The sequence below is a fragment of the Altererythrobacter sp. Root672 genome, assembly GCF_001427865.1.
Lineage (GTDB): Bacteria > Pseudomonadota > Alphaproteobacteria > Sphingomonadales > Sphingomonadaceae > Croceibacterium_A.
Window position 1 is genome coordinate 165094 of record NZ_LMHH01000003.1, and the last position, 21740, is coordinate 186833.

Here is a 21740-nt window from a genome sequence, read left to right on the forward strand (position 1 = left end):
ATCCTCCCCGCCCGGGGAGGAGGTATCAAACGTCCAGGTTCGCCACGTTCAGCGCGTTCTGTTGGATGAACTCGCGCCTCGGTTCGACCACGTCGCCCATCAGGCGGGTGAAGATCTCGTCGGTCACGTCGGCGTCCTCGACCTTCACCTGCAGCAGGATACGGTTGTCGGGGTCGAGCGTGGTCTCCCACAACTGCTCGGCGTTCATTTCGCCGAGACCCTTGTAGCGTGAGATCGACAGGCCCTTGCGTCCGGTGACCAGCACGGCTTCGAGCAACTGGCTCGGCCGCGTGATCGTGCCGTCCATGGCGATGGGAGCAGTGGCCGTCTCTTCGCCCTCGTCCGCCATGACCTCAACTTCGGGCTCGGGCTCTGCGCCGGCCTTCGAGAGACGGCCGGGAGCGGTGTAGGCGTCGGCCATTTCCTGGGTCAGCTTGTGCAGCTTGCGTGCCTCGGCGCTGCCGACGAAACCGTGTTCGATCAGGTGCGCGTCGGTCACGCCGCGCCACACGCGGTCGAAGCGGATCGTGCCGTCGGCGAGCAATTCGGCCGACCAAGTGGCCTCCGGATCGCCCATCTTCAGTTGCCTGGCCGCGAGAGCGAGCGCTTCGCTGCGTTGAGCCGGTGACGATTCCGGATCGAGCGCGCCGGCCAGCCCCATCGCCTCGACCACTGTCGGATCGTACTTGCGCGGGACGAAGGCCATCAGGCTCTTCATCCGCAAGGCATGCTCGACCATCGCGGCAAGGTCGGCCCCGCCGCGGGCGCCGCCCGAGGTTTCTAGCACCCGGCCCTGCAATCCGGCTTCGACCAGATAGCGGTCGAGCGCGGCCTGGTCCTTCAAGTAGACCTCGCTGCGGTTCTTGCTGACCTTGAACAGCGGCGGCTGGGCGATGAACAGGTGCCCGGCCTTGATGATCTCCGGCATCTGGCGATGGAAGAACGTCAGCAACAGGGTGCGGATATGCGCGCCGTCGACGTCGGCGTCGGTCATGATGACGATCTTGTGGTAGCGCAGCTTTTCGAGGTTGAACTCGTCGCGGATGCCGGTGCCCATCGCCTGGATCAGCGTGCCGACTTCCTTCGAGCTGATGATGCGGTCGAACCGCGCACGCTCGACGTTGAGGATCTTGCCGCGCAGAGGCAGGATCGCCTGGTACTGGCTGTCGCGGCCGCTCTTGGCCGAGCCGCCGGCGCTGTCACCTTCGACCAGGAACAGTTCGCACAGCGAGGGATCGCGTTCACGGCAGTCGGACAGCTTGCCGGGCAGGCTGGCGATGTCGAGCGCGCCCTTGCGCCGGGTCAGCTCGCGCGCCTTGCGCGCAGCTTCGCGAGCTGCGGCGGCGTCGACGATCTTCTGGACGATCGAGCGTGCGTCGCCGGGGTTTTCTTCCAGCCATTCGCTCATCTTTTCGCCCATCAGGCTTTCGAGCGGCTGGCGGACTTCGCTCGAAACCAGCTTGTCCTTGGTCTGGCTGGAGAACTTGGGATCGGGCAGCTTGACCGAAACGATCGCGGTCAGCCCTTCACGCATGTCCTCTCCGGTCAGCGCCACCTTCTCTTTCTTGAGCAAGCCGGTGCGTTCGGAATAATTGTTGAGCGTACGAGTCAGCGCGGCGCGGAACGCGGCAAGGTGGGTGCCGCCGTCGCGCTGCGGGATGTTATTGGTGAAGCACAGGACGTTTTCGTAGTACGAGTCGTTCCATTCGAGCGCGACGTCGATGCCGATACCGTCCTTCTCCGCCGAAACGGATATCGGCTCGGGGATCAGCGGCTGTTTGTTGCGGTCGAGGAACTTCACGAACGCGGCAATTCCGCCTTCGTAGTAGAGATCGTGCTCAACCATCTCGTCATGCCGCTTGTCGCGGAGCAGGATGTGGACGCCCGAGTTGAGAAAGGCGAGCTCACGGTAGCGGTGCTCTAGCTTTTCGAAATCGAACTCGGTCACGTTCTTGAACGTGTCGGTCGAAGCCATGAAGGTCACGCGCGTGCCCTTCTTGCCCGCCGGTGCCGGGCCGACCACTTTCAACGGAGCTTCCGCATCGCCGCTGAGGAAGCGCATCCAGTGCTCTTCGCCATCGCGCCAGATGGTCAGTTCGAGCCATTCGCTGAGCGCGTTGACCACCGAGACACCCACGCCGTGGAGGCCGCCCGAGACCTTGTAGGCGTTGTCTTCGCTGGTGTTCTCGAACTTACCGCCGGCGTGGAGCTGGGTCATGATGACCTCGGCCGCCGAGACGCCTTCTTCAGCGTGGATCCCGGTCGGGATGCCACGGCCATTGTCCTCGACCGAGACCGAGCCATCGGGGTTGAGTTCGATCAGCACCAGGTCGCAATGCCCGGCCAGTGCCTCGTCGATGGCGTTGTCGCTGACTTCGAACACCATGTGGTGCAGGCCCGAACCGTCGTCGGTATCGCCGATGTACATGCCGGGGCGCTTGCGCACCGCATCGAGGCCTTTCAGGACCTTGATCGAATCGGCACCATAGGCGTTGGCGTTGGGGATGTTCTCGGCTGGTTCTGTCATGCCCATCATATAGGCATCGAAGTACGATTACGGAACCCGCTGGCGGCCCTTCCATCCACAATCGAAACGTGGTCCATTCGGCTCTCAATTTCGAGGGCATGGACTATGAGAAAACGGGTTGCTGCGGTTGTCCTGGGCGCGATGCTGGCTTCGTCGGCTATGGCGCAGGTACCTACCGGGACAATGGGGCCCTTGCGGCCTGACCAGCAGCGCTTCCGCGATCTCTACAAAGAGCTGATCGAGACCAATACGACGCTCTCGGCCGGGGATTGCACGCTAGCCGGTCAGCGGTTGGCAGCGCGGTTGAAAGCAGCTGGCCTGCCCGACGGGAACGTGACCGTGTTCAGCGCTCCCGATCATCCCAAGGAAGGCGGGCTGGTAGCTGTTTTCCCTGGCACATCGTCCAGCGCCAAGCCGATCCTGCTGCTCGGCCATATCGACGTGGTCGAGGCCAATCGCGCCGACTGGGAGCGCGATCCGTTCACCCTCATCGAGGAGAACGGTTATTTCTACGCACGCGGCGCCGTGGATGACAAAGCGATGTCGGCGATCTGGGCGGACCTGCTGATCCGCTTCGCTGAGGAAGGCTACAAGCCCAAGCGCACGGTCAAGATCGCGCTCACCTGCGGCGAGGAGACCGATACCGCCTTCAATGGGGCCGACTGGCTGGCGAAGAACCGGCGGGAGCTGATCGACGCCCAATTCGCGCTCAACGAAGGCGGGGGCGGCAAGACCGATGGGCAGGGCAAGATCGCGATCCAGGGCATCCAGGTCGGCGAGAAGATCTACCAGGACTTCATCCTCAGCGTGACCAATCCCGGCGGGCATAGCTCGATGCCGGTGCCGGACAACGCCATCTACCGGATGTCGGCGGCGCTGGAGAAGATTGGCGCCCACGAATTCCCAATGCAGTTCAACGACACCACCCGCGCGATGTTTGCCAAGGGTCGCTACTTGCGGCCCGGCGCGATCGGCGAGGCGGCGGAACGGCTCGCGGCCAATCCCGGTGACCGCGAGGCCGAGGCGATCGTCAATCAGGACAAGCAGTTGCACTCGCTGCTACGGACCACATGCGTTGCCACGATGGTGGATGGCGGCCATGCACGCAATGCCTTGCCGCAGCGGGTCGAGGCCAACGTCAACTGCCGCATCTTCCCCGGCAATACGCCGGCGCAGACCCAGCAGGTCCTGGCGCAAGTGATTGGCGACGAGACGATCTCGATCCGCCCCGCGCGGACCGACAAGCCGCTGGCGGCGTCACCTGCGCTCGATCCGGCGATCATCGGCCCGATGGAGCGGCTGGCGCAGCGTTATTGGCCCGGGGTGCCGGTCATCCCGTCGATGTCCACCGGGGCGACAGACGGCCTCTATCTCGCCGCGGTGGGTATCCCGGTCTACGGTGTGGCCGGAATGTGGGGCGATCCGGACGGCAATGGCGCGCACGGCCTAAACGAGCGGATCGAGGTGAAGTCGCTCTTCACGGGTCGCGACTACCTCTACGATCTGGTCAAGGCCTACGCGGGCTGACCCCCAAACGAAAACGGCCGCCCGAAGGCGGCCGTTCCACACGCGTCCAAGCCTGAGGTCAGAAGGTCCAGACCATCGGGAGAGGATAAGTGCCAGCGCCGGAGACGTAGGCATTGAACACGCGCTTGAAGAAAGTGATCATCGGTAACTCCGTTGGATGAGCCGCGGATTACGGGTCCGCGGCCCACCCGTTCAGTTAAGTTCAAAAGACGCTGGCGAGAGCCATGCTCTGGTAGGGCTCAAGCACCGAGACTTGTTCCAGCGCGCTGGACTTGGCGTCGGTCTTGCACGTTTCAAAGGCAACCATGCCCTTGATGTCGCGAATGTCCGGCTTGCCGCAGACCTGCTCCGCGGCGGAGTCGATGCGCTGTTCCAGCTTGGCGGCGCCAGCGGCGTCGGTGAGATCGAGGTCGGAATAAGTCACCACAACCTCGGTTTCCGCGGCCAGGGCCGGGGTGGCGAGGGCGGCGGAGGTCGCCAGGGCGGCGAGTACGGTAACGATCGACTTACGCATGGCTGTTTCCTTCGAATTGGGGTGCTGCCTCCTCGGCTTGCCCCCACGTCTTGACTTGCAAGCTCTTTGTGCGCCGCAGCATGAAAATGTGCAAATGCGAAGAAGGCAAGGGGTGTTGCGCAATTTGCAACACGGTTTTTCATAATAGCGTAACGGGGGGTGGGCGAAGTGTGGCCCGGCTGGACAGGCCCAACTAGACATCGCGGGCGCAGGAACCTAACTGCCCGCCATGGACGCCCAGCACCTTCCCGATTCCATCCTGATCGTCGATTTCGGCAGCCAGGTGACCCAATTGATCGCCCGCCGCGTACGCGAAGCGGGGGTTTATTCGGAAATCGCACCCTTCACGATGGCCGAAGAGGCCTTCGCGCGGCTCAAGCCGAAAGGGATCATCCTGTCGGGTTCGCCTGCGGGCGTGCCGGAGGAAGGGAGCCCAAGGGCTCCGATGTCGCTGTTCGAAAGCGGCTTGCCGATCCTGGGCATCTGCTACGGCCAGCAAGTCATGACGCATCAGCTCGGCGGCGAAGTCCGTCCGGGGCACGAGACGGGCGAAGGCGGCGAGTTTGGGCGCGCGTTCCTGACGGTCACCGAAGATTGCGCCCTGTTCGACGGGCTGTGGAAGGTCGGCGAACGCCACCAGGTGTGGATGAGCCATGGCGACAAGGTCACACGCTTCGCCGAAGGTTTCCGCATCGTCGCCACCAGCGACGGCGCGCCGTTCGCGGTGATCGCGGACGAAGCCCGCAACTATTACGGCACTCAGTTCCACCCCGAAGTCGTGCACACGCCCGACGGGGGCAAGCTCATCGCCAATTTCGTGCGCCACGTCTGCGGCTGCGCGGGCGACTGGACGATGGCCGAATTCCGTAAGACCAAGATCGAGGAAATCCGCGCCCAGGTCGGTGACGGCAAGGTCATCTGCGGCCTGTCTGGCGGCGTCGACAGTGCCGTGGCTGCGGTGCTGATCCACGAGGCGATCGGCGACCAGCTGACTTGCGTGTTCGTCGACCACGGCCTGATGCGCATGGGCGAGGCCGAGCAGGTCGTCAGCCTGTTCCGCAACACTTACAACATTCCGCTCGTCCACCGCGACGTCGAGGAGATGTTCCTGAGCGGCCTGGCGGGTGTCACCGACCCCGAAGCCAAGCGCAAGTTCATCGGCAAGACCTTCATCGACGTGTTCGATGAAGAGGCGGGCAAGATCGGCGGGGCGGACTTCCTCGCCCAGGGCACGCTCTATCCCGACGTGATCGAGAGCGTCAGCTTCACCGGCGGCCCCTCGGTCACGATCAAGAGCCACCACAACGTCGGTGGCCTGCCCGAGCGGATGAACATGAAGCTGGTCGAGCCGCTGCGCGAACTGTTCAAGGACGAAGTCCGCGCGCTCGGCCGTGAGCTCGGCCTGCCCGAGGCTTTCGTCGGCCGTCATCCGTTCCCCGGCCCCGGCCTGGCGATCCGCATCCCCGGCGAAGTGACCAAGGATCGCTGCGACATCCTGCGCAAGGCCGACGCGATCTACCTCGAAGAAATCCGCGCCGCCGGGCTCTATGACGCGATCTGGCAGGCCTTCGCGGTATTGCTCCCGGTCAAGACCGTCGGCGTGATGGGCGACTATCGCACTTACGACAGCGTCTGCGCCCTGCGCGCAGTGACCAGCACCGACGGCATGACCGCCGATGTCTATCCCTACGACGGCCAGTTCCTGAGCCGCGTGGCGACGCGCATCGTCAACGAGGTCAAGGGCATCAACCGGGTGGTTTACGACTATACGAGCAAGCCGCCAGGCACGATCGAGTGGGAGTAAGGGGCTTGCGCCGGCCGCTAGGCCACCCCAGAATCGGGCTCTGAAAGGAACTCTATGCGGATCGCAGCCACTGCCCTGGCGCTCGCGCTCGTCCCTGTGCTGGCGAGCTGCAGCCAAACCGACACCCCCGTTGCCTCCGCCTCGGCGCACGAGATCGCCTGGCGCGAAGGCGACGTGGACGACGCGCTGGCCGAGGCCAAGGAGAGCGGCAAGCCTGTCATCCTCTATTGGGGTGCGGTCTGGTGCCCGCCGTGCAACCAGATGAAGGCGACCCTGTTCAAGGATCCGGACTTCATTGCCGAGACCCAGAACTTCGTGCCCGTCTACCTCGACGGCGACACCAAAGACGCCCAGCGCTGGGGCGAGAGGTTTGGCATCAGCGGTTATCCCACGGTGATCGTGCTGCGCCCGGACGGGACCGAGATCACCCGTATCTCCAGCGCTACGATGGCCAACGAGCTGCCTGAATTGCTTCAAGTCGCGGCTGGGCGGACCACCTCGATCGAAGACCTGCTCGCGAAGGCGCAAACCGACACGGCCAGTCTCGGTGCCGACGACTGGCGCATCCTCGCCGGGTTCGACTGGCGCAACGATCCGCGGCATTTTGCCGACGACGCCAAGACGGGGCAGTTGCTCGGGCAGTTGGCAGCCGCCGCGCCCGAACCGGCGCTCCAGCGCCGCTTTGGGCTGCTGGCGCTGGCGGTCGGGGCAGAGGAGGGCGATGACGGAAAGGTCGCGCTCACGGCCGCGCAGCAGGCCCGCGTTGGCGAGATCCTGACGCCGATCCTCGCGAGCCAGAGCGAGATCATGGCCAACCGCCAGGAACTGACCCACGACGCACCAGCGCTGGTGTCCGCGCTGCCGAAATCGCCCAAGCGCGACGAACTCTCCGGCAAGCTGATTGCCGCCGGTGATGCGATCTTTGCCAACGAAAAGTTGTCGCTGACCGAACGGGTCGAAGCGCTGAACATCGATGTCGACCTGGCCTCCGCGAACGGTCCCATCCCGGCCGACCTCCTCGCCAAGGTGCGCGAACGCGCGGCCTGGGCCGACAAGACCGCGACCGACAAGATCAGCCGCCAATCGGTGATCGATTCCACCGCCTACCTGCTGTTCGATGCCGGCGACCGGGCCGGGGCCAAGAAGTTGCTGACTGCCGAACTCGAACGGTCGAGCCAGCCCTACTACTACATGAGCAGCCTGTCCGACTTCGCGGAGAAGGAGGGCAACAAGGCCGCCGCGGTAGAGTGGGCGCGCAAGGCTTACGAAGCCGCGCAAGGCCCGGCCACGCGGGTCCAGTGGGCGATCCTCTATTCCAACGCCGTCCTGCGCCTGACGCCCGAAGACGAGGCGGCGGTCGTGAAAAGCGGCGAGGCGGTGATCGCCGAGCTGAGCAAGAGCCCCGACAGCTATTACCAGCGCACTCGCGTCAAGCTTGCCGCCTGGGGCGACAAGTTGCGCGAATGGAGCGAGGCGCACGACGGCGCGGACGTCCTGACGCAGCTGCGGACGAAAATGGCCACCGCCTGCGCCGGGCAGGGCGCTCAAGCCGCCGCGTGCAACTCCTGGTCGAAAGCTGCCTGATCCGGTCGTCCGGGTCGCCGAGGCGAGGGACGCGGTCGACCTTGCGCGGCTGATCGGCCAGCTAGGCTTCGATGCTTCGGCGGACGAGGTCGCGGATCGTCTCGGCCTCATGGAGGCCGAGGGGCGCGTTGTGCTGGTCGCCGAGCTTGGCGGCGCGGTGGTTGGTTGTCTCACCACCTCAGTCATGCGGGTGCTTCACCGCCCGGCGCCGGTGGGCCGTATCTCGATGATGGTTGTCGATGAGACCGTGCGCAGCCGTGGCATCGGCGCGGCGCTGGTGCGGGCTGCGGAGGAAGCGCTCGCGCAGCAGGGCTGCTACATGGTCGAGGTTACCAGCAACGTCCGGCGTGCCGACGCGCACCGCTTCTACGAACGGCTGGGATACCAGCGGACGAGCGTGCGGCTGGCGCGCGAGCTTTAGGCCCGTCTCACCAGGCAAACCCGGACTTCACCGCCCTTGTTTCGGCAGGTGTCGACCGACGCCCGAGCACCTTGTTGCGGTGAGGGAAGCGACCGAAGCGCGCGATCATGCGGTAGTGGCTGCGCGCGTGCGGCATCCCATAACGGCGGCCGAGTGCGGCGAACACCTCAAGGCATTCGAGCTGATCGGCAATCTGCTCGCTATGCATCAAGGGCATCGACAGGAACTGGCGCTCCACACGGGAGAGGGCCTTGTCCCACCCACGGGCGCGGGCGCCTTCGGAAATGGCTCGCGCGAGCCCATCGTAGGCAAAGGCCTGGGACGTGCCCCGATAGAGATTGCGCGGTAGCTGGTCGAACAGCAGGACGGCGGCCAGCGCACTGTACGGATCGGTGAGGAATTCGCCCGCAGGCCGACTGCCGAGCGACTGGAGATCACGTTCGAATCGATTGCGGAGTTCGTGATCCACCCGCGAATCCGGCCTGAACCAGTCTCGTGGACTTAGCTTGTGAAACCAGAAGTGGAGCAGTTCGGCCGCCCAGCGCGTACGCCCGGCGGCCAAGCGTTCAGCCCTTCCGGTAGGGAACGAAGTCGCCCATGAACACGACGCCGGTGAAGCGGCCGTTCTGGTCGATCGTCCGGGTAATATCCTGCTTGCACAGCTGGCTGCCGAAGCGGTCGAATATCGGAATGTCGGTCCAGGTCAGCGACCGGGGATTGTTGGGCCGCGAGACCCAGATCGTGTCGCCCGCGTCGTAGACGATGCCGACATAGTCGATCACCTTCAGGTCGGTGCTGCTGCGCAGGGTCGTGATGCACGATGTCGGCTCGCCAGCGACCCGGCCCTCGAGCATCTTCGCCAGCCTGGCTTCGTTCTTTTCCTGACGCGTCTGGGCTGAGACAGCCGACGCGCCTGTCAGTGCCAGCGCGGTGCCGGCAAGGATCATGGCAAAGGTCTTCATCTGCAATCTCCCTATTGGTGAGATCATGCGACCGATGTGGTGAACCGCGCCTGACCGGTCAAGCGCTGCGACGATTAGGGATTGACCGAGCCGCCTGGCACTTCGTCGGATTCAGGCAGGTCGCCCGCGGCGATCTCGTGAATGCCGCGTTCCGCCGGGCCGCCCCGCAGCACGAAGCGGCGGTCGCAATAACCGCAATCGGCATAACCGTGCTCGTCGATCTGCAGGTAGACGCGCGGGTGGCCAAGGGCGGCCGCGCGATAGTTGGCACCGCCGCGAATGTCGCCGGCGCCGTCGCACCATACTCGCGGAGCATCGACCAGAGTCGTTTCGGGGACGTTTTCCATCGCCGCCGCGCTTAGCTGTGTCCCGCAATCCCGGCAAGACACGGCGTCGCGCGGAAGGTCAGTTGAAGTTGACCTCGAGCTGCAAGGTGCCGTTGTAGGCGCCGCCCTGCTGGTTGGCGTTGACGTGTAGCGTTCCGCCGATCCGGAACCTGGCCGTCCCGTTGTTCGAGGTGATCTCGTGCCGACCGAGATTCCATCCGCCGGCGCCGTTGATCGGGGTCAGGTCGGTGGTGCTCAGGGTGATGTTCGTCACTTGCATCGTCGCCCCGCTCGGCCCCAGCAGGGTGATGACCCCGCCGTTCTGCTCGCGCATGCGGATGCGGCCCTGCTTCTGGCCCATCACCGCGAACTCGGCGGGCTGGCAGGTGCCGGTCCGAACCAAGCCTCCGGTGACGTTGCAAACGGGGGAGGCGGTCGGCACGAGCACGACCGTGCCCGCGCTCGCTGGCTTGGCGATTTGGCCGAAGTTCATGTCGGCGGTTTTGACCACCGTTCCGGGGTCGAGGATCGCGGCTTCGGCCGTCGCAGTCGCACTTCCGCTCGCCTGAGCGAGTGCCGGAAGAGGGACCGCCAAGGCTAGCGCGGTCAAGCCAACTCTGTAGGAGATCCCCTTCACCATCGCGGAAGCGTCAGGTCCGAAGCATCTAGTTGTAGTTGATGTCGATCGCGTAGGTGCCCTGGTAGGCGCCCCCCCGCTGATTGGCCGCCACGTTCAGGGTTCCGCCCATGCGGAACGTGAAGATGCCGCTGAAGTCGACCACGAGATAGCGTTGCTGCGTGGAAGTGGAGCTCGTGAGCCACATTCCGGTCTCGCTTCCGAACGTGAAGTTGTTGACCCGCATGGTCGCGCCGCTCGGTCCCGCCAGGAAAATCTGGCCGCCCACGGGCCTGGTGACGATCACCGTATTGAGGAAGCCCAGGTCGCCGCGGAAGTAGGCTGACTCGCACGCCCCGCTGTGAACGATCCCGCCCGTGGTCGTGCAGTTGCCTGAACTGGTGGCGGGGATCACGACGGTTCCGGGCGCGACGGGCTTGGCGATATCGCCGAAGTCCATGTCTGCCAGCTTGATGACCGTGCCTGGGCGGAACAGAGTGGCCTGGGCGTCAGCAGTCGTCCTGGCGCTCTGCGCGAGAGCCGGCAGCGGCAGGGCGAACGCCAGCCCGGCCAACAGCCCGCAGGCCGCTCGCCGTAGCGTTGCCACTCGCCTTTCGTGGCGTCCCCTAGTGAGTTTCCCCAACCCCATCGGTAACGGCCTAGTCACCAAGCCATGAAGGCTGTCGCTCGAAACATGGTTAGCGCCGCGTTAACGATCGCCGGCAACCATCGTCTCTGCCGCCAGTTCTGTCGCCGCTCTTCCATCGCAACGGGACAGGCTCTAAGGGCCGCAAATGCCCGATGCAGCGATCGAAATCCGCGATCTCGTCAAGGAATATGCCGCGCAAGGCGAAGCGCCGCCCAAGCTGGCGTTGAAGGGCGTCAGCTTCGACGTGCCCGAAGGCGGGATATTCGGCCTGCTCGGCCCGAACGGCGCGGGTAAGTCCACCCTGATCAACATCATGGCCGGCCTGGTGATGAAGACCAGCGGCTCGATCCGCATCTGGGGCCACGACATCGATCGCGATCACCGCAACGCGAAGATGTGCATCGGCATCGTGCCGCAGGAGATCGTGTTCGATCCGTTCTTCACCCCGTTCGAGGTGCTGGAGAACCAGTCGGGCATGTACGGCGTCGCCAAGCACTTGCGCCGCTCGGAAGAACTGCTGCGCGCCGTGCACCTTGCCGACAAGCGCAACGCCTATTCGCGCTCGCTTTCAGGCGGGATGAAGCGCCGGCTGCTGATCGCCAAGGCGATGGTCCATTCGCCGCCGATCCTCGTCCTCGACGAGCCGACCGCGGGCGTCGACGTCGAACTGCGGCGCCAGTTGTGGGAGCTGGTCAGCGAGCTCAACTCCGAAGGCGTGACCGTGGTGCTCACCACTCACTACCTCGAGGAAGCCGAACAGCTGTGCGACCGCATTGCCATCATCGGCAACGGCGAACTGATCGCCAACAAACCCACGCGCGAGCTGGTCAACATGGCCCGCGAAAAGATCGTCCGCATCACGGTCGACAAGGATCTCGCCGGGCCGCCGATGGAGCAGGTCTTCCTCAAGGCGGAAGTGGTCGATCCGCGGACGATCGAAATCACTTACAATCGCGACAAGAGCAGTGCCGGCCAGGTCCTCGCGCTGCTCCAGCAGCACGGCTACGCGATCGAAGACGTAACCACGCGCGAGGCCGACCTCGAGGACGTATTCGTCCAGCTGACGAGCAACGCAGCCGCCCTCTAGGCTTTCGCATTTGCCCGGTGCTCGCTAGTCCAGTCGCAGGTCGCGCTGCGGAGGGGATTCGCAATGGCAAGCCGTGACCTCGAAACGCCACCCGAAGTCGTCAAGCTGCTGGAGATCGCCTGGGGCTACTGGGCCAGCCAGGTGCTCAGGCAGACGGCGGAAATGGGCCTGGCGGACCAATTCGCGGCAGGGCCGCGCGATGCCGACGAACTGGCCGGCGAGCTTGGCCTGCATGGGCCCACCTTTCGCCGCTTCCTGCGCACGCTCACCGGTATGGGCATTCTCACCGAAGTGGCACCGCGCCGGTATGCCCTCACTCCCATGGGCGAAGCGCTCAAGACCGGGGCGCCCGGCTTTGCCCGCTCGACCATCATCGGCTTGATCGGCAAGCTGGTCAGCCCTGCCTGGGAGAACCTCGACTATTCGCTCAAGACCGGCGAGCCGGGCTTCGAGAAGCACTACGGCAAGGGTTTGTTCGAGCACATCATGGAAACGCCCGGCCTCCCGAGCCTGTTCAGCGAGATCATGGTCGGCATCCACGGCACCGAACCTCCCGCCGTCGCCCAGGCCTATGACTTCTCCGGCATTGGCTCGCTGGTCGATGTCGGCGGCGCTTCGGGCAACATGCTGGGCCATATCCTCTCCCGCCATGAGGGCGTGAGGGGCGTGCTTTACGATCTGCCCCACGTGGTGGCCGATGCGCCCGCGCTGCTCGGCAAGTTCGGCGTAGCGGACCGGGTCGCGGTCCAGGGCGGCAGCTTCTTCGAAGGGGTGCCCGAAGGCCACGACGCCTACCTGATGTCGCATATCATCCATGACTGGGACGAGCAGGAATGCGCCACCATCCTTGGTCATTGCCATCGGGCGATGAAGCCGGGTGGCAAAGTGCTGATCGTGGAGATGGTCCTGCCCGAAGGCGATGAACCGCACCCGGGCAAGCTGCTCGACATGATGATGCTCTGCGCCCCCGGCGGGCGGGAGCGGACGCCGAGCGAGTACGAGGCGCTGCTCGCCGCCAGCGGTTTTCGCATGACACGGGTGGTGCCCACTCCGTCTTCCGTGAGCGTGGTCGAAGCGGTCCGGGCGTGAAACCGGCGGCCTGAGCGGCGCTGCTGCGGTGTGAGATAGCGCCTTCCCAAACGCGCCAATTGCGATCACAGAACCCCGCCTTATCAACGAGCGGCCATGACCCACGACGTTCTCATCATCGGCTCCGGCGCGGCCGGCCTGACCGCGGCGCTGACGCTGGCCACACGGCACAAGGTGCTGGTGCTCGCCAAGGGACCGCTGACCAGCGGCTCGACGGCCTGGGCGCAGGGCGGGATCGCCGCTGTGCTCGACGCCGGGGATACTTTCGAGGAGCACATCCGCGACACGATGGTCGCCGGGGCCGGGCTCAATCGGCGCGAGACGGTGGAATTCGTGATCGAGCACGCGCCCGAGGCGATCGAGCGCCTGGTGGAGCTGGGCGTGCCGTTCAACTCCGACGGCGCAGGCCTGCACCTCACGCGCGAGGGCGGCCACTCGCATCGGCGCATCGTCCATGTGAACGACGCGACTGGGTGGGCGGTTCAGGCGGCCCTGCTCAAGGCGGCCGAGGAAAATCCGAACATCACCCTGCTGCCCGACAGGAGCTGCATCGACCTCATCACCGGACGGCATGAGGAGCGCTATTCAGGATCGGGCCGCGTGTGGGGCGCCTATGCGCTCGACCCCGTGACGGGGAAAGTCGAGGCCTACACCGCTCGGGCGACGATCCTGGCGTCGGGCGGCGCGGGCCGGGTCTACCAGTTCTCCACCGCCCCCAGGGGCGCGACAGGCGACGGGATCGCCATGGCCTGGCGCGCGGGCTGCCGAGTCTCCAACATGGAGATGATGCAGTTCCACCCGACCTGCCTCTACAACCTCGACGTCAAGAATTTCCTCATCACCGAGGCGGTGCGGGGCGAAGGCGGCCAGCTCAAGCACCCGCTCACCGGGCATCGCTTCATGCCCGACTACGACGAGCGGGCCGAGCTGGCCCCGCGCGATATCGTGGCGCGGGCGATCGACGAACAGATCAAGCGCTTCGGCCTCGACTACGTGCATCTCGACATCAGCCACATGCCGGCCGAGTTCGTCATCGAGCACTTCCCCACGATCTACGAGAAGCTGCTCGCGCTCGGAATCGACATGACCAAGCAGCCGATCCCGGTCGTCCCGGCGCAGCATTACACTTGCGGCGGCGTGCTGATCGACCTCGCCGCGCGGACCGATCTGCCCGGCCTGTGGGCGGCGGGCGAATGCACCGAGAGCGGCCTGCACGGCGCCAACCGCCTCGCGTCCAACAGCCTGCTCGAATGCTTCGTGTTCGGCGAGGCGGCGGCGCAGGACATCCTCAAGTGCTGGGACGATCTCGACGCTCCGCCGCCGATCCGCGAGTGGGACGAAAGCCGCGTGACCGATTCCGATGAGGAAGTGGTCATCAAGCAGAACTGGACCGAGATCCGCCGCTTCATGTGGAACTACGTTGGCATCGTCCGCACCACCAAGCGGCTGGAACGCGCCGCGCACCGGATCAAGCTGCTCAACGATGAGGTCGGCGACTACTACGGCCACTTCCGCGTCACGACCGACCTGATCGAGCTGCGCAACCTGCTCCAGTGCACCGACCTGATCGTCCAGAGCGCGCTCAAGCGGCACGAGAGCCGGGGGCTGCACTACACGCTCGACTATCCGCAGACCGATCCTGTGGCAAAAGACACGGTGCTGGTGCCCTGATTTCGGTTCGAGGCGGTCTAGCGCCTCGGCGAAGCCGGCACGTACTTCTCCCGCGGCGTGCCGTTCACATGGTATAGCCGCTCACTAGGCAACTTGAACGTAAGTCCGGACTGTTCGAGCGTGTAATCGTAGACTGCGCCCAGTAGCCCGGCCATCGGTCCACCCTCGACCCGCGCGCCGATTGTGTCGAAGCCGACCGCCAGACCTTCTCCCATGCTTCCGGTCCAACGGCCGACGCGAACCACCACTGGACCGCGATGGTACTTACCGGCCCGGGGCAGGACCTGCTCCAGCCATTGGCGGGCTAAGCCGGTTTCGCGTTCCTCGCTCGGCAGGGTGTGCAGCTGGTAACTGGTCGGCTTTGTCACGAACCAACCCATGATCCCGCGCGCGACGCTGGTATTGCCTCCGCTCGGCGTGTCGGTCAGGTCGAGCACGACCGGCTGTCCCGGCCCCGCCTTGGCCATCGCCGCATCGAACGCTTCAACGGTCGCACTATCACCGAGCGAATTGTTGAACCGGATGACGAGACTGCGGCCCTCGGCAGAGGTGGTCAGCGGCGACCGCTCCGCAGGTGGTGTCGTGTAGAGGTTAGGCAGGACCAGTTGGCGCGGGGCAGAGTTGCCGCGCGCCAGGGTCAAGTCTCGCGGCGCATTGCGTCGGCCGGCGGCCAGGACCCGCGCGGCGTAATCGGCCCGCTCGGCCGTTACCGGAAGGCCGAGATCGGTCCAAAACTGCTCGACAGCCAGCGCGGTCGGTACCGCCTCGACCGCGATCAGCCGATCGCCGACCGCCACGTTCGCTTGCTGTGCCAGGGAGCCTTCGCGCACCGCGGTGATGACGTAGTCAGCTCCGCGCCGCTCAACCCACAGATCGGAGTAGCTGGGTACCAGGCCCCAACTATCCGCAAGCGAGCTTCCAGTAGTGGCATGATGATCGGCGAGCGCGCTTAGAACGCGCTCGGTGTAGCGAAGCAGGGTGGCGCGATCGTGGACGGTCTCGGCCTCGGCCCGCAAGCGCTCGCTGATCGGCGCCCGCAGGTCGTCGAAACGATCGAGATAGGCGTAGTTCCGGTCGATCAGGCTTTCGAGCGACCGGGCATCAGCCAGGTAGTCGGAAGGCGCGGGTGGATCGTTTGCGCCGAGCAGCAGCGGAGCGATGAAGGCCAAGGCGAACAGCCGGAAGGAGATCATGCCCGCTGGTAGCATAAAGCTATCCCTTCAATTGATAGGGAAAAGCGCCCGGCGAGTTGGGAGGTATCCTTTGGCCTGTTGACCTGGCAGCTACCCGGCCAGTTCCAGTTGGGTGAAGCGTACGGCCATCCCGGGATAGACCTCGGTCGTGCCGTCGGCCGCCTTCTCGATTACCGTCAGTTGCTGCACGTCTTCTCCGCCCAGCGGCAGGACCATGGTGCCTCCGGGCTGCAACTGGTCGACCAGGTCCTGCGGCGGTTTCGCCGCCGCGGCGGTGACTAGGATGGCGTCGAACGGCGCATGTTCGGCCCAACCGCGCGAACCGTCGCCCACGCGGACTTTCACGTCGTAGCCGAGCGCGTTGAACCGGGCCTCGGCCAGTTCGGCGAATTCCTCGACCACCTCCACGCTGAACACCGTGGCGCCGATCTCGGCCATGACCGCGGCCTGGTAGCCAAGGCCGGTCCCGACCTCGAGCACCCGCATCCCGCGCCTCACTTCCAGCAGGTCGAGCATCAGGGTGCCGATGAAGGGTTGCGACAGCGTCTTGGCGAAGCCGATCGGCACCGGACTGTCCTGGTAGCAGGCGAGGATCATCGCAGTTGGGACGAACAAGTGGCGCGGCACCGCCATCAGCGCGCACCGGAGCTCGGGATTGAGCATGCGGCCATCGGTCTCGTCGCTCGCCAGGTCGAAATGCATCTCGACGATTTCGACCATGTGCCGGCGCAGGATGGCCAGGTGCTCTTCGGTCAGAGGCTTCATAGGGAAGGAACGCGTCACGCCGGACTCGTTCCTGTCGTTACGCCGGTTTTGCGTATTGCTCTGCCAGCGCTTCGGCTACGCGGCCGATCAGGTCGAGCGGCAAGGGCTCGGAGAGCGGGAAGGCGAGGTTGCCCTTGGGCCCGCGCCAGGGCGCCAGTTCCTCGACCAGCTCTGCGGGGGCCTTCACCGGCGGGTAGATGCCGAGGTGTTTCTTGAACGCGGCGACGTAGAAGAACACCTTCCCCCGGCGCAGCGCGGGCATCTTGTAGGCGATGCATCGCTCGGTCCCCGGCACGCGCCGTTCGGCCTCGGCGCGAACTGCTTCGATGCGGGCTCGCGAGTCGGGCGGGCAAGTCGCCAGGTAATCCTCGTGCGTTTTCATATGCCGTTCTGCTACAAAGATGCGCTGGCGGATTCTAATGATTCAATCCCGCGCAACGCACAGTTTTTTTTCGACAGAGTCATTTTGCATCTTGCGCCACGCACCAGTGCCGCTTTGACCGCGCGTCGCGCTGTATTGCACAGCTAACACGGCGGCGTTTTTGGCCATGCCACTGGCTTCATTCGGATTTAACCCTCTTGCGTGGGAATCCGGTTCGATTCACTATGGATTGTGGTTGGGTTGTGTAGGGTACCCACAATACCTAGATATCCGAAACGCGCTGCAAAGCGTCGGCGAGTTTCGGATTCGGAGTGTTCCGGGACCCTTTCGCAACCCCAACCGGGGACAGGTCGGGGGATAAGTTTTTCCCTGCCGCCGCATGCGAATTGATAGGTTGGGGGCTAACCACCGATTCGAACACATGCGGAACATCGGTAGGGCTTCGAGCGTTCGCGGAACGCTTGGGGCCGGGATTGTCGGACATTTGCCAGGGGGCTGCAGAGCATGGAATTTCGGAACGGGGACGACGCGGCGATGGGTCTTGGCGACAACGGCAATTCGGCCACGCTGGAATTGGACGGCCCGGTCGATGGCGACAAGGCCAGCAAGGCTCAGGCCAAGGCGGTACACATGGATCGCAAGGACGCAGGAACTGACGAACTGGTAGCCGACGCAGCCGCGGCGGCGATGGCCGGTGCCGTGGCCGAAGCGGCCAAGGTGCTTGGAAACAACTCGGAAGGCGATTCCAAGTCGGTCAACCCGCGCCGGTTCAACGTCGTCACCGACACGTCGCGCGATGCCCTGTTGACCGAGTTCGGCAAGGACACCCTGACCGACCGTTACCTGCTGCCCGGCGAAAACTACCAGGACCTCTTCGCTCGCGTGGCCGATTGCTACGCAGATGACGAGGCGCACGCCCAGCGGCTTTACGACTACATCTCGCGGCTGTGGTTCATGCCCGCCACTCCGGTGCTGTCGAACGGCGGCACGGGGCGCGGCTTGCCGATCAGCTGCTACCTCAACTCGGTCGACGATAGCCTCGAAGGCATCGTCAACACCTGGAACGAGAACGTCTGGCTTGCCAGCCGCGGCGGCGGCATCGGCACTTACTGGGGCAACGTCCGCGGGATCGGCGAGCCGGTCGGCCTCAACGGCAAGACCAGCGGCATCATTCCGTTCGTGCGCGTGATGGACAGCCTCACGCTGGCGATCTCGCAGGGTTCGCTGCGCCGCGGTTCGGCCGCCTGCTACCTCGACGTCAGCCATCCGGAGATCGAGGAGTTCCTCGAGATCCGCAAACCTTCGGGCGACTTCAACCGCAAGGCGCTCAACCTGCACCACGGCGTGCTGATTTCCGACGCTTTCATGGAAGCGGTGCGTTCGGGTTCCGAATGGCAGCTGACCAGCCCGAAGGACGGCTCGGTCCGCGCCACGGTCGATGCGCGCAGCCTGTTCCAGAAGCTGGTCGAAACCCGCCTGGCTACCGGCGAGCCCTACATCGTCTTCTCCGACACCGTGAACCGGATGATGCCCAAGCATCACCGCGAACTCGGCCTCAAGGTCTCGACTTCGAACCTGTGTTCGGAAATCACCCTGCCGACGGGCCGTGACCATCTCGGCAACGATCGCACCGCGGTTTGCTGCCTGAGCTCGCTCAACCTCGAAACCTGGGATGAGTGGAAGGACGACAAGACTTTCGTCGAGGACGTCATGCGCTTCCTCGACAACGTGCTGCAGGACTATATCGACCGCGCCCCGCCGGCGATGGCGCGGGCCAAGTATTCGGCCATGCGCGAACGCAGCGTCGGCATGGGCGTGATGGGCTTCCACTCGTTCCTGCAGTCCAAGGGCATCGGCTTCGAAAGCCCGATGGCCAAGGTGTGGAACTTGAAGATGTTCAAGCACATCTCGGCCAAGGCCAACGAGGCCTCGATGGTCCTCGCCGAAGAGCGCGGCGCTTGCCCCGACGCGGCCGAGCAGGGCGTGATGGAGCGCTTCAGCTGCAAGATGGCAATCGCGCCGACCGCGTCGATCAGCATCATCTGCGGCGGCACCAGCGCCTGCATCGAGCCGATCCCGGCCAACATCTACACCCACAAGACGCTCTCGGGCAGCTTCGTGGTCAAGAACCCGTACCTCGAAAAGCTGCTGCAGGCGAAGAGCAAGGATTCCACCAACGTGTGGAACTCGATCCTCGAGAAGGGCGGATCGGTCCAGCACCTCGACTTCCTGTCGGTGGAGGAAAAGGCCGCCTACAAGACCAGCTTCGAGATCGACCAGCGCTGGCTGCTCGAATTCGCGGCCGACCGCTCGCCGTTCATCGACCAGGCGCAGAGTCTCAACCTGTTCATCCCGGCCGACGTCGACAAGTGGGACCTGATGATGCTGCACTTCCAGGCGTGGGAGAAGGGCATCAAGTCGCTCTACTACCTCCGCAGCAAGAGCGTGCAGCGCGCGGGCTTCGCCGGCGGGGTGGAGGCGGACAACACCGCCGATGCGCCCAAGTACGAACTGACCGCGGCGCAGACCGACTATGAGGAATGCCTGGCCTGTCAGTGAAGTCCATTGTGGGGATATTCGTCAAATCGAGTGCAGCTGAACAGCTGGGGCTGGGATTGTGGCTTCTGGTCTTTGGATTGGTATTCGGTCCGTTTATCGCTGCAAAGCTGGTTCAGACTGTTGATTGGATGAATACGGCCACGGGCCTAAAAGGCCCGTGGCACGATTCAGCGATGGCCGTGGCACGCCGTTTCTTTGCGGTCACGCTGGCGTTCTTTGCCGCTAATGGAGCGGTGCTGGTCGCCGTATTCGCGGCCGTTAAGAGTGGACTGATCAGCGATCCCTGGGTCGGCTAGCTGGCTTCATCCAGGGGACTCAGTCCCCCTCTTCCTCGAACGTCACCGCATTCGCGCCGGTCGCACTCAGCCGCACCTGGTCGCCCTCGACATCCGCCACCAGGCCAATCGACACATAATGGTGATGCCCATCATGCGGCCCATCGTGGCCTTCGACAGCGCCTTGCTGGCGAGTCAGCTTGATGCGGTCGCCGTCGACCTTGTCGACCGTGCCGACATGCGCTCCGTCGGCGCCGATAACCTCCATGTGTTCCCTGATTGCACTTGCGTCGGCCATGGGTACTCTCCTGCTGGATAGATCGAGGAAACGTTCGAGTTCGCGAAAGGGTTCAGGCCCGCTACGAATCCACGGAAACGAGAGGAAAGACAATGGCCAGTACTATCCGCGTCGTTGCCATAACCAGCCTTCTCCTCCTGCTCGCGGCCTGCGCGCGGCAGGTTCCGGAAACGGTCCAGCACACCGCGGAAACGCCCGGTTTCCTATGGGGTCTGTGGCACGGGTTCGTCTTCCCGTTCGCGTGGATCGGCTCGCTGTTCGATCCGAAGATCGCGGTCTACTCGGTGCCCAACAACGGCGGGTGGTATGACTTCGGCTTCTTCCTCGGCATCACCGTGCTCGGCGGGGGAACGCACTTCAGCTCGAAAGCCCGCAGAGGCGGCTCCTGAGGCCGAGGTCTTTTAGCGAATTTTCAACCATTCCGGGGCCATGCTGTGGGCATGACCGCGAAGAAGATCAGGAAGCTCCCGCATCATCACGGTTATGCCGAACTCGGCATGAGTCGTTATTTTGCGCTCTATCTGGCCCAGGCAGGCTGGTTCGCACTCGGCTTCCTGCTGTTCTCGCGGGCCTATTGGCCCTCGGCTTGCCAGCCGAAGGACTTCCTCGACGTCTACCAATGTTCGATCCGCCTCCCCGAAGGGCGCGGCTGGGTCGAATCGTCGTTGATGACCTGGCTGTGGTCGACGCCGCTGCTGATCATTCTCGAGGTCCAGCGCCGCTTCAAGAACTTCGCCCGCTAGTCAGTCGTTGCGGTCGTAGCGCCCCGGATCGTTGGGCGCAGAGGGCATGTCGTCGTCCTGCGCCGCGGCCTGTCGACGTTGCGTAGCGGAGCTTTGTTGCTGCTGCTGTTCGACCGCCACGGTCGCCTCGATCTCCCCGCCGCGTTCGTCCTGGTAGAGCTCGGCCTCGCCGGCCTGCTGTTGCTGCGGAGCAAGGGGCACTTCGCCGGGCGCGCGATGCCGATCTTGAGGCACCTTACGGGACTCGCGCCGCCTGTCCTGGCTCATCGCTCACTTTCCTTCGGGAAGCGGCAGAGCGTCGAACTCCGCCCTGTCTTCCTTCGTGCGCCCGGAGAGCGTGGCCTTGGCGTCCCGGTCGGACGGTCCCGGCGCGGTCGGGACATTGTCGCCGCCGCGCTCGATCGGGCTCGCCGGATAGGTCGCGCCCGGTGCGCCCACACCGGCCTGCTCGTGATCCTGCGCCTCACGATCCTTGACCGCTATGGCCGGAGCCTCTCCGGATTTGCGCGCGCGGAGCTGCACGCCACGTTGCTGTTGTTGCTTGTGTAAGGTCCACATCGCCCGCTTGCCTCCTTGCAAGCGCTACCGCCCGAATAGATCGGCTGGCAAAGGACCAATGCGGTGGAGAGGTGGTGGGTTCCAAACTTGCTGTTGGGCAAGCTCGACCGGGCAAGTGCCGGGGATGGATTGGGATTGCCGGCGGCGCACCGAAATCAACCGGTTATCCCCGGCTCTAATTTTGTCCCTT

24 protein-coding genes are annotated in these 21740 nt (G+C 64.6%); 11 read left to right on the plus strand and 13 right to left on the minus strand.

The annotated features are described in order from the left end of the window. Positions 1-25 precede the first annotated feature (25 nt). Entirely contained in the window at positions 26-2527 is a 2502-nt protein-coding gene (gene gyrB / locus ASD76_RS14845; RefSeq protein ID WP_055925893.1) for a DNA topoisomerase (ATP-hydrolyzing) subunit B, read from the minus strand. A gap of 105 nt (positions 2528-2632) precedes the next feature. On the opposite strand from gyrB, the gene ASD76_RS14850 reads away from it, so the two are divergent. After that, positions 2633-4054: a M20/M25/M40 family metallo-hydrolase gene (locus tag ASD76_RS14850; RefSeq protein WP_055924774.1), complete on the plus strand. Its 1422-nt coding sequence runs from the start codon at positions 2633-2635 to the stop codon at positions 4052-4054. Between the two features lie 202 nt (positions 4055-4256). On the opposite strand, the gene ASD76_RS18485 is transcribed toward ASD76_RS14850, so the two are convergent. After that, a complete protein-coding gene (locus tag ASD76_RS18485; RefSeq protein ID WP_055924777.1) occupies positions 4257-4568 on the minus strand; it encodes a UrcA family protein in 312 nt (103 codons plus the stop codon). A gap of 229 nt (positions 4569-4797) precedes the next feature. Between ASD76_RS18485 and guaA the strand changes: the two genes are divergently transcribed. From guaA to ASD76_RS14870, 3 genes are all read left to right on the plus strand, one after another. Continuing rightward, positions 4798-6372, plus strand: a complete 1575-nt coding sequence (guaA, locus tag ASD76_RS14860) for a glutamine-hydrolyzing GMP synthase (RefSeq protein ID WP_055924780.1) — start codon at positions 4798-4800, stop codon at positions 6370-6372. Between the two features lie 54 nt (positions 6373-6426). Then, positions 6427-7956 carry a thioredoxin family protein gene (locus ASD76_RS14865; protein ID WP_055924783.1) on the plus strand — a complete coding sequence of 510 codons (1530 nt, stop codon included), beginning with the start codon at positions 6427-6429 and terminating at the stop codon, positions 7954-7956. A 109-nt stretch (positions 7957-8065) separates the two neighbouring features. After that, the gene (locus ASD76_RS14870) at positions 8066-8377 is read left to right on the plus strand and encodes a GNAT family N-acetyltransferase (RefSeq protein WP_055924785.1); all 312 of its coding nucleotides are present in this window, start codon (positions 8066-8068) and stop codon (positions 8375-8377) included. 7 nt (positions 8378-8384) lie between these two features. On the opposite strand, the gene ASD76_RS14875 is transcribed toward ASD76_RS14870, so the two are convergent. From ASD76_RS14875 to ASD76_RS14895, 5 genes are read right to left on the minus strand one after another with little or no spacing between them, the layout of a single operon-like run. Further along, entirely contained in the window at positions 8385-8939 is a 555-nt protein-coding gene (locus ASD76_RS14875; RefSeq protein ID WP_055924788.1) for a DUF924 family protein, read from the minus strand. 4 nt (positions 8940-8943) lie between these two features. After that, positions 8944-9366, minus strand: coding sequence for a hypothetical protein (locus ASD76_RS14880; protein WP_235506778.1), 423 nt, complete (start codon positions 9364-9366; stop codon positions 8944-8946). Between the two features lie 47 nt (positions 9367-9413). Beyond that, positions 9414-9686: a zinc-finger domain-containing protein gene (locus ASD76_RS14885; protein WP_055924795.1), complete on the minus strand. Its 273-nt coding sequence runs from the start codon at positions 9684-9686 to the stop codon at positions 9414-9416. 58 nt (positions 9687-9744) lie between these two features. Further along, positions 9745-10275, minus strand: coding sequence for a DUF4402 domain-containing protein (locus ASD76_RS14890; RefSeq protein WP_162249678.1), 531 nt, complete (start codon positions 10273-10275; stop codon positions 9745-9747). A gap of 55 nt (positions 10276-10330) precedes the next feature. Next, positions 10331-10888: a DUF4402 domain-containing protein gene (locus ASD76_RS14895; protein WP_055924802.1), complete on the minus strand. Its 558-nt coding sequence runs from the start codon at positions 10886-10888 to the stop codon at positions 10331-10333. Between the two features lie 187 nt (positions 10889-11075). Between ASD76_RS14895 and ASD76_RS14900 the strand changes: the two genes are divergently transcribed. The 3 genes from ASD76_RS14900 to nadB all read left to right on the plus strand — a co-directional run bounded on the left by ASD76_RS14900 (position 11076) and on the right by nadB (position 14777). Next, positions 11076-12017, plus strand: coding sequence for an ABC transporter ATP-binding protein (locus ASD76_RS14900; RefSeq protein WP_055924805.1), 942 nt, complete (start codon positions 11076-11078; stop codon positions 12015-12017). A 63-nt stretch (positions 12018-12080) separates the two neighbouring features. After that, complete coding sequence (locus tag ASD76_RS14905; protein ID WP_055924807.1) at positions 12081-13106, plus strand: methyltransferase; 1026 nt, start codon at positions 12081-12083, stop codon at positions 13104-13106. A 96-nt stretch (positions 13107-13202) separates the two neighbouring features. Next, complete coding sequence (gene nadB, locus ASD76_RS14910) at positions 13203-14777, plus strand: L-aspartate oxidase (RefSeq protein ID WP_055924810.1); 1575 nt, start codon at positions 13203-13205, stop codon at positions 14775-14777. A 17-nt stretch (positions 14778-14794) separates the two neighbouring features. Here nadB and ASD76_RS14915 read toward each other — a convergent pair whose 3' ends face one another. The 3 genes from ASD76_RS14915 to ASD76_RS14925 all read right to left on the minus strand — a co-directional run bounded on the left by ASD76_RS14915 (position 14795) and on the right by ASD76_RS14925 (position 17117). Further along, positions 14795-15970, minus strand: a complete 1176-nt coding sequence (locus tag ASD76_RS14915) for a peptidase S41 (protein ID WP_156457751.1) — start codon at positions 15968-15970, stop codon at positions 14795-14797. A 90-nt stretch (positions 15971-16060) separates the two neighbouring features. Further along, positions 16061-16753, minus strand: coding sequence for a protein-L-isoaspartate(D-aspartate) O-methyltransferase (locus ASD76_RS14920; protein WP_235506780.1), 693 nt, complete (start codon positions 16751-16753; stop codon positions 16061-16063). A 19-nt stretch (positions 16754-16772) separates the two neighbouring features. After that, positions 16773-17117, minus strand: a complete 345-nt coding sequence (locus tag ASD76_RS14925) for an iron chaperone (RefSeq protein WP_055924819.1) — start codon at positions 17115-17117, stop codon at positions 16773-16775. Between the two features lie 630 nt (positions 17118-17747). Between ASD76_RS14925 and ASD76_RS14930 the strand changes: the two genes are divergently transcribed. Together ASD76_RS14930 and ASD76_RS14935 are read left to right on the plus strand one after the other, a co-directional pair. Next, entirely contained in the window at positions 17748-19676 is a 1929-nt protein-coding gene (locus ASD76_RS14930; RefSeq protein ID WP_414826696.1) for a ribonucleoside-diphosphate reductase subunit alpha, read from the plus strand. Beyond that, positions 19673-19972, plus strand: a complete 300-nt coding sequence (locus ASD76_RS14935) for a hypothetical protein (protein WP_055924824.1) — start codon at positions 19673-19675, stop codon at positions 19970-19972. Before ASD76_RS14930 ends, ASD76_RS14935 begins: the two co-directional genes overlap by 4 nt. A gap of 19 nt (positions 19973-19991) precedes the next feature. On the opposite strand, the gene ASD76_RS14940 is transcribed toward ASD76_RS14935, so the two are convergent. Then, the gene (locus tag ASD76_RS14940) at positions 19992-20249 is read right to left on the minus strand and encodes a DUF2171 domain-containing protein (RefSeq protein WP_055924829.1); all 258 of its coding nucleotides are present in this window, start codon (positions 20247-20249) and stop codon (positions 19992-19994) included. A 92-nt stretch (positions 20250-20341) separates the two neighbouring features. On the opposite strand from ASD76_RS14940, the gene ASD76_RS14945 reads away from it, so the two are divergent. Beyond that, positions 20342-20638, plus strand: coding sequence for a hypothetical protein (locus tag ASD76_RS14945; protein ID WP_055924831.1), 297 nt, complete (start codon positions 20342-20344; stop codon positions 20636-20638). A gap of 51 nt (positions 20639-20689) precedes the next feature. Then, a complete protein-coding gene (locus ASD76_RS14950; protein ID WP_055924834.1) occupies positions 20690-20992 on the plus strand; it encodes a hypothetical protein in 303 nt (100 codons plus the stop codon). Here the strand turns inward: ASD76_RS14950 and ASD76_RS14955 are convergent, their stop codons facing one another. Both ASD76_RS14955 and ASD76_RS14960 read right to left on the minus strand, forming a co-directional pair. Beyond that, a complete protein-coding gene (locus tag ASD76_RS14955) occupies positions 20993-21259 on the minus strand; it encodes a hypothetical protein (RefSeq protein WP_055924836.1) in 267 nt (88 codons plus the stop codon). It abuts the gene before it with no gap. Positions 21260-21262: 3 nt separating this feature from the next. Further along, positions 21263-21550 carry a hypothetical protein gene (locus ASD76_RS14960; RefSeq protein WP_055924839.1) on the minus strand — a complete coding sequence of 96 codons (288 nt, stop codon included), beginning with the start codon at positions 21548-21550 and terminating at the stop codon, positions 21263-21265. Positions 21551-21740: the final 190 nt, after the last annotated feature.

Bases quoted from the DNA above. Each gene is read 5' to 3' on its own strand.
- ASD76_RS14870 (WP_055924785.1), top strand. From the start codon at position 8,066: ATGGAGGCCGAGGGGCGCGTTGTGCTGGTCGCCGAGCTTGGCGGCGCG.
- gyrB (WP_055925893.1), bottom strand. From the start codon at position 2,527: ATGACAGAACCAGCCGAGAACATCCCCAACGCCAACGCCTATGGTGCC.
- ASD76_RS14955 (WP_055924836.1), bottom strand. From the start codon at position 21,259: ATGAGCCAGGACAGGCGGCGCGAGTCCCGTAAGGTGCCTCAAGATCGG.
- guaA (WP_055924780.1), top strand. From the start codon at position 4,798: ATGGACGCCCAGCACCTTCCCGATTCCATCCTGATCGTCGATTTCGGC.
- ASD76_RS14900 (WP_055924805.1), top strand. From the start codon at position 11,076: ATGCCCGATGCAGCGATCGAAATCCGCGATCTCGTCAAGGAATATGCC.
- ASD76_RS14925 (WP_055924819.1), bottom strand. From the start codon at position 17,117: ATGAAAACGCACGAGGATTACCTGGCGACTTGCCCGCCCGACTCGCGA.
- ASD76_RS14945 (WP_055924831.1), top strand. From the start codon at position 20,342: ATGGCCAGTACTATCCGCGTCGTTGCCATAACCAGCCTTCTCCTCCTG.
- ASD76_RS14960 (WP_055924839.1), bottom strand. From the start codon at position 21,550: ATGTGGACCTTACACAAGCAACAACAGCAACGTGGCGTGCAGCTCCGC.
- ASD76_RS14880 (WP_235506778.1), bottom strand. From the start codon at position 9,366: ATGATCTCACCAATAGGGAGATTGCAGATGAAGACCTTTGCCATGATC.
- ASD76_RS14950 (WP_055924834.1), top strand. From the start codon at position 20,690: ATGACCGCGAAGAAGATCAGGAAGCTCCCGCATCATCACGGTTATGCC.
- nadB (WP_055924810.1), top strand. From the start codon at position 13,203: ATGACCCACGACGTTCTCATCATCGGCTCCGGCGCGGCCGGCCTGACC.
- ASD76_RS14940 (WP_055924829.1), bottom strand. From the start codon at position 20,249: ATGGCCGACGCAAGTGCAATCAGGGAACACATGGAGGTTATCGGCGCC.
- ASD76_RS14865 (WP_055924783.1), top strand. From the start codon at position 6,427: ATGCGGATCGCAGCCACTGCCCTGGCGCTCGCGCTCGTCCCTGTGCTG.
- ASD76_RS14915 (WP_156457751.1), bottom strand. From the start codon at position 15,970: ATGATCTCCTTCCGGCTGTTCGCCTTGGCCTTCATCGCTCCGCTGCTG.
- ASD76_RS14850 (WP_055924774.1), top strand. From the start codon at position 2,633: ATGAGAAAACGGGTTGCTGCGGTTGTCCTGGGCGCGATGCTGGCTTCG.
- ASD76_RS14885 (WP_055924795.1), bottom strand. From the start codon at position 9,686: ATGGAAAACGTCCCCGAAACGACTCTGGTCGATGCTCCGCGAGTATGG.
- ASD76_RS18485 (WP_055924777.1), bottom strand. From the start codon at position 4,568: ATGCGTAAGTCGATCGTTACCGTACTCGCCGCCCTGGCGACCTCCGCC.
- ASD76_RS14930 (WP_414826696.1), top strand. From the start codon at position 17,748: ATGGATCGCAAGGACGCAGGAACTGACGAACTGGTAGCCGACGCAGCC.
- ASD76_RS14905 (WP_055924807.1), top strand. From the start codon at position 12,081: ATGGCAAGCCGTGACCTCGAAACGCCACCCGAAGTCGTCAAGCTGCTG.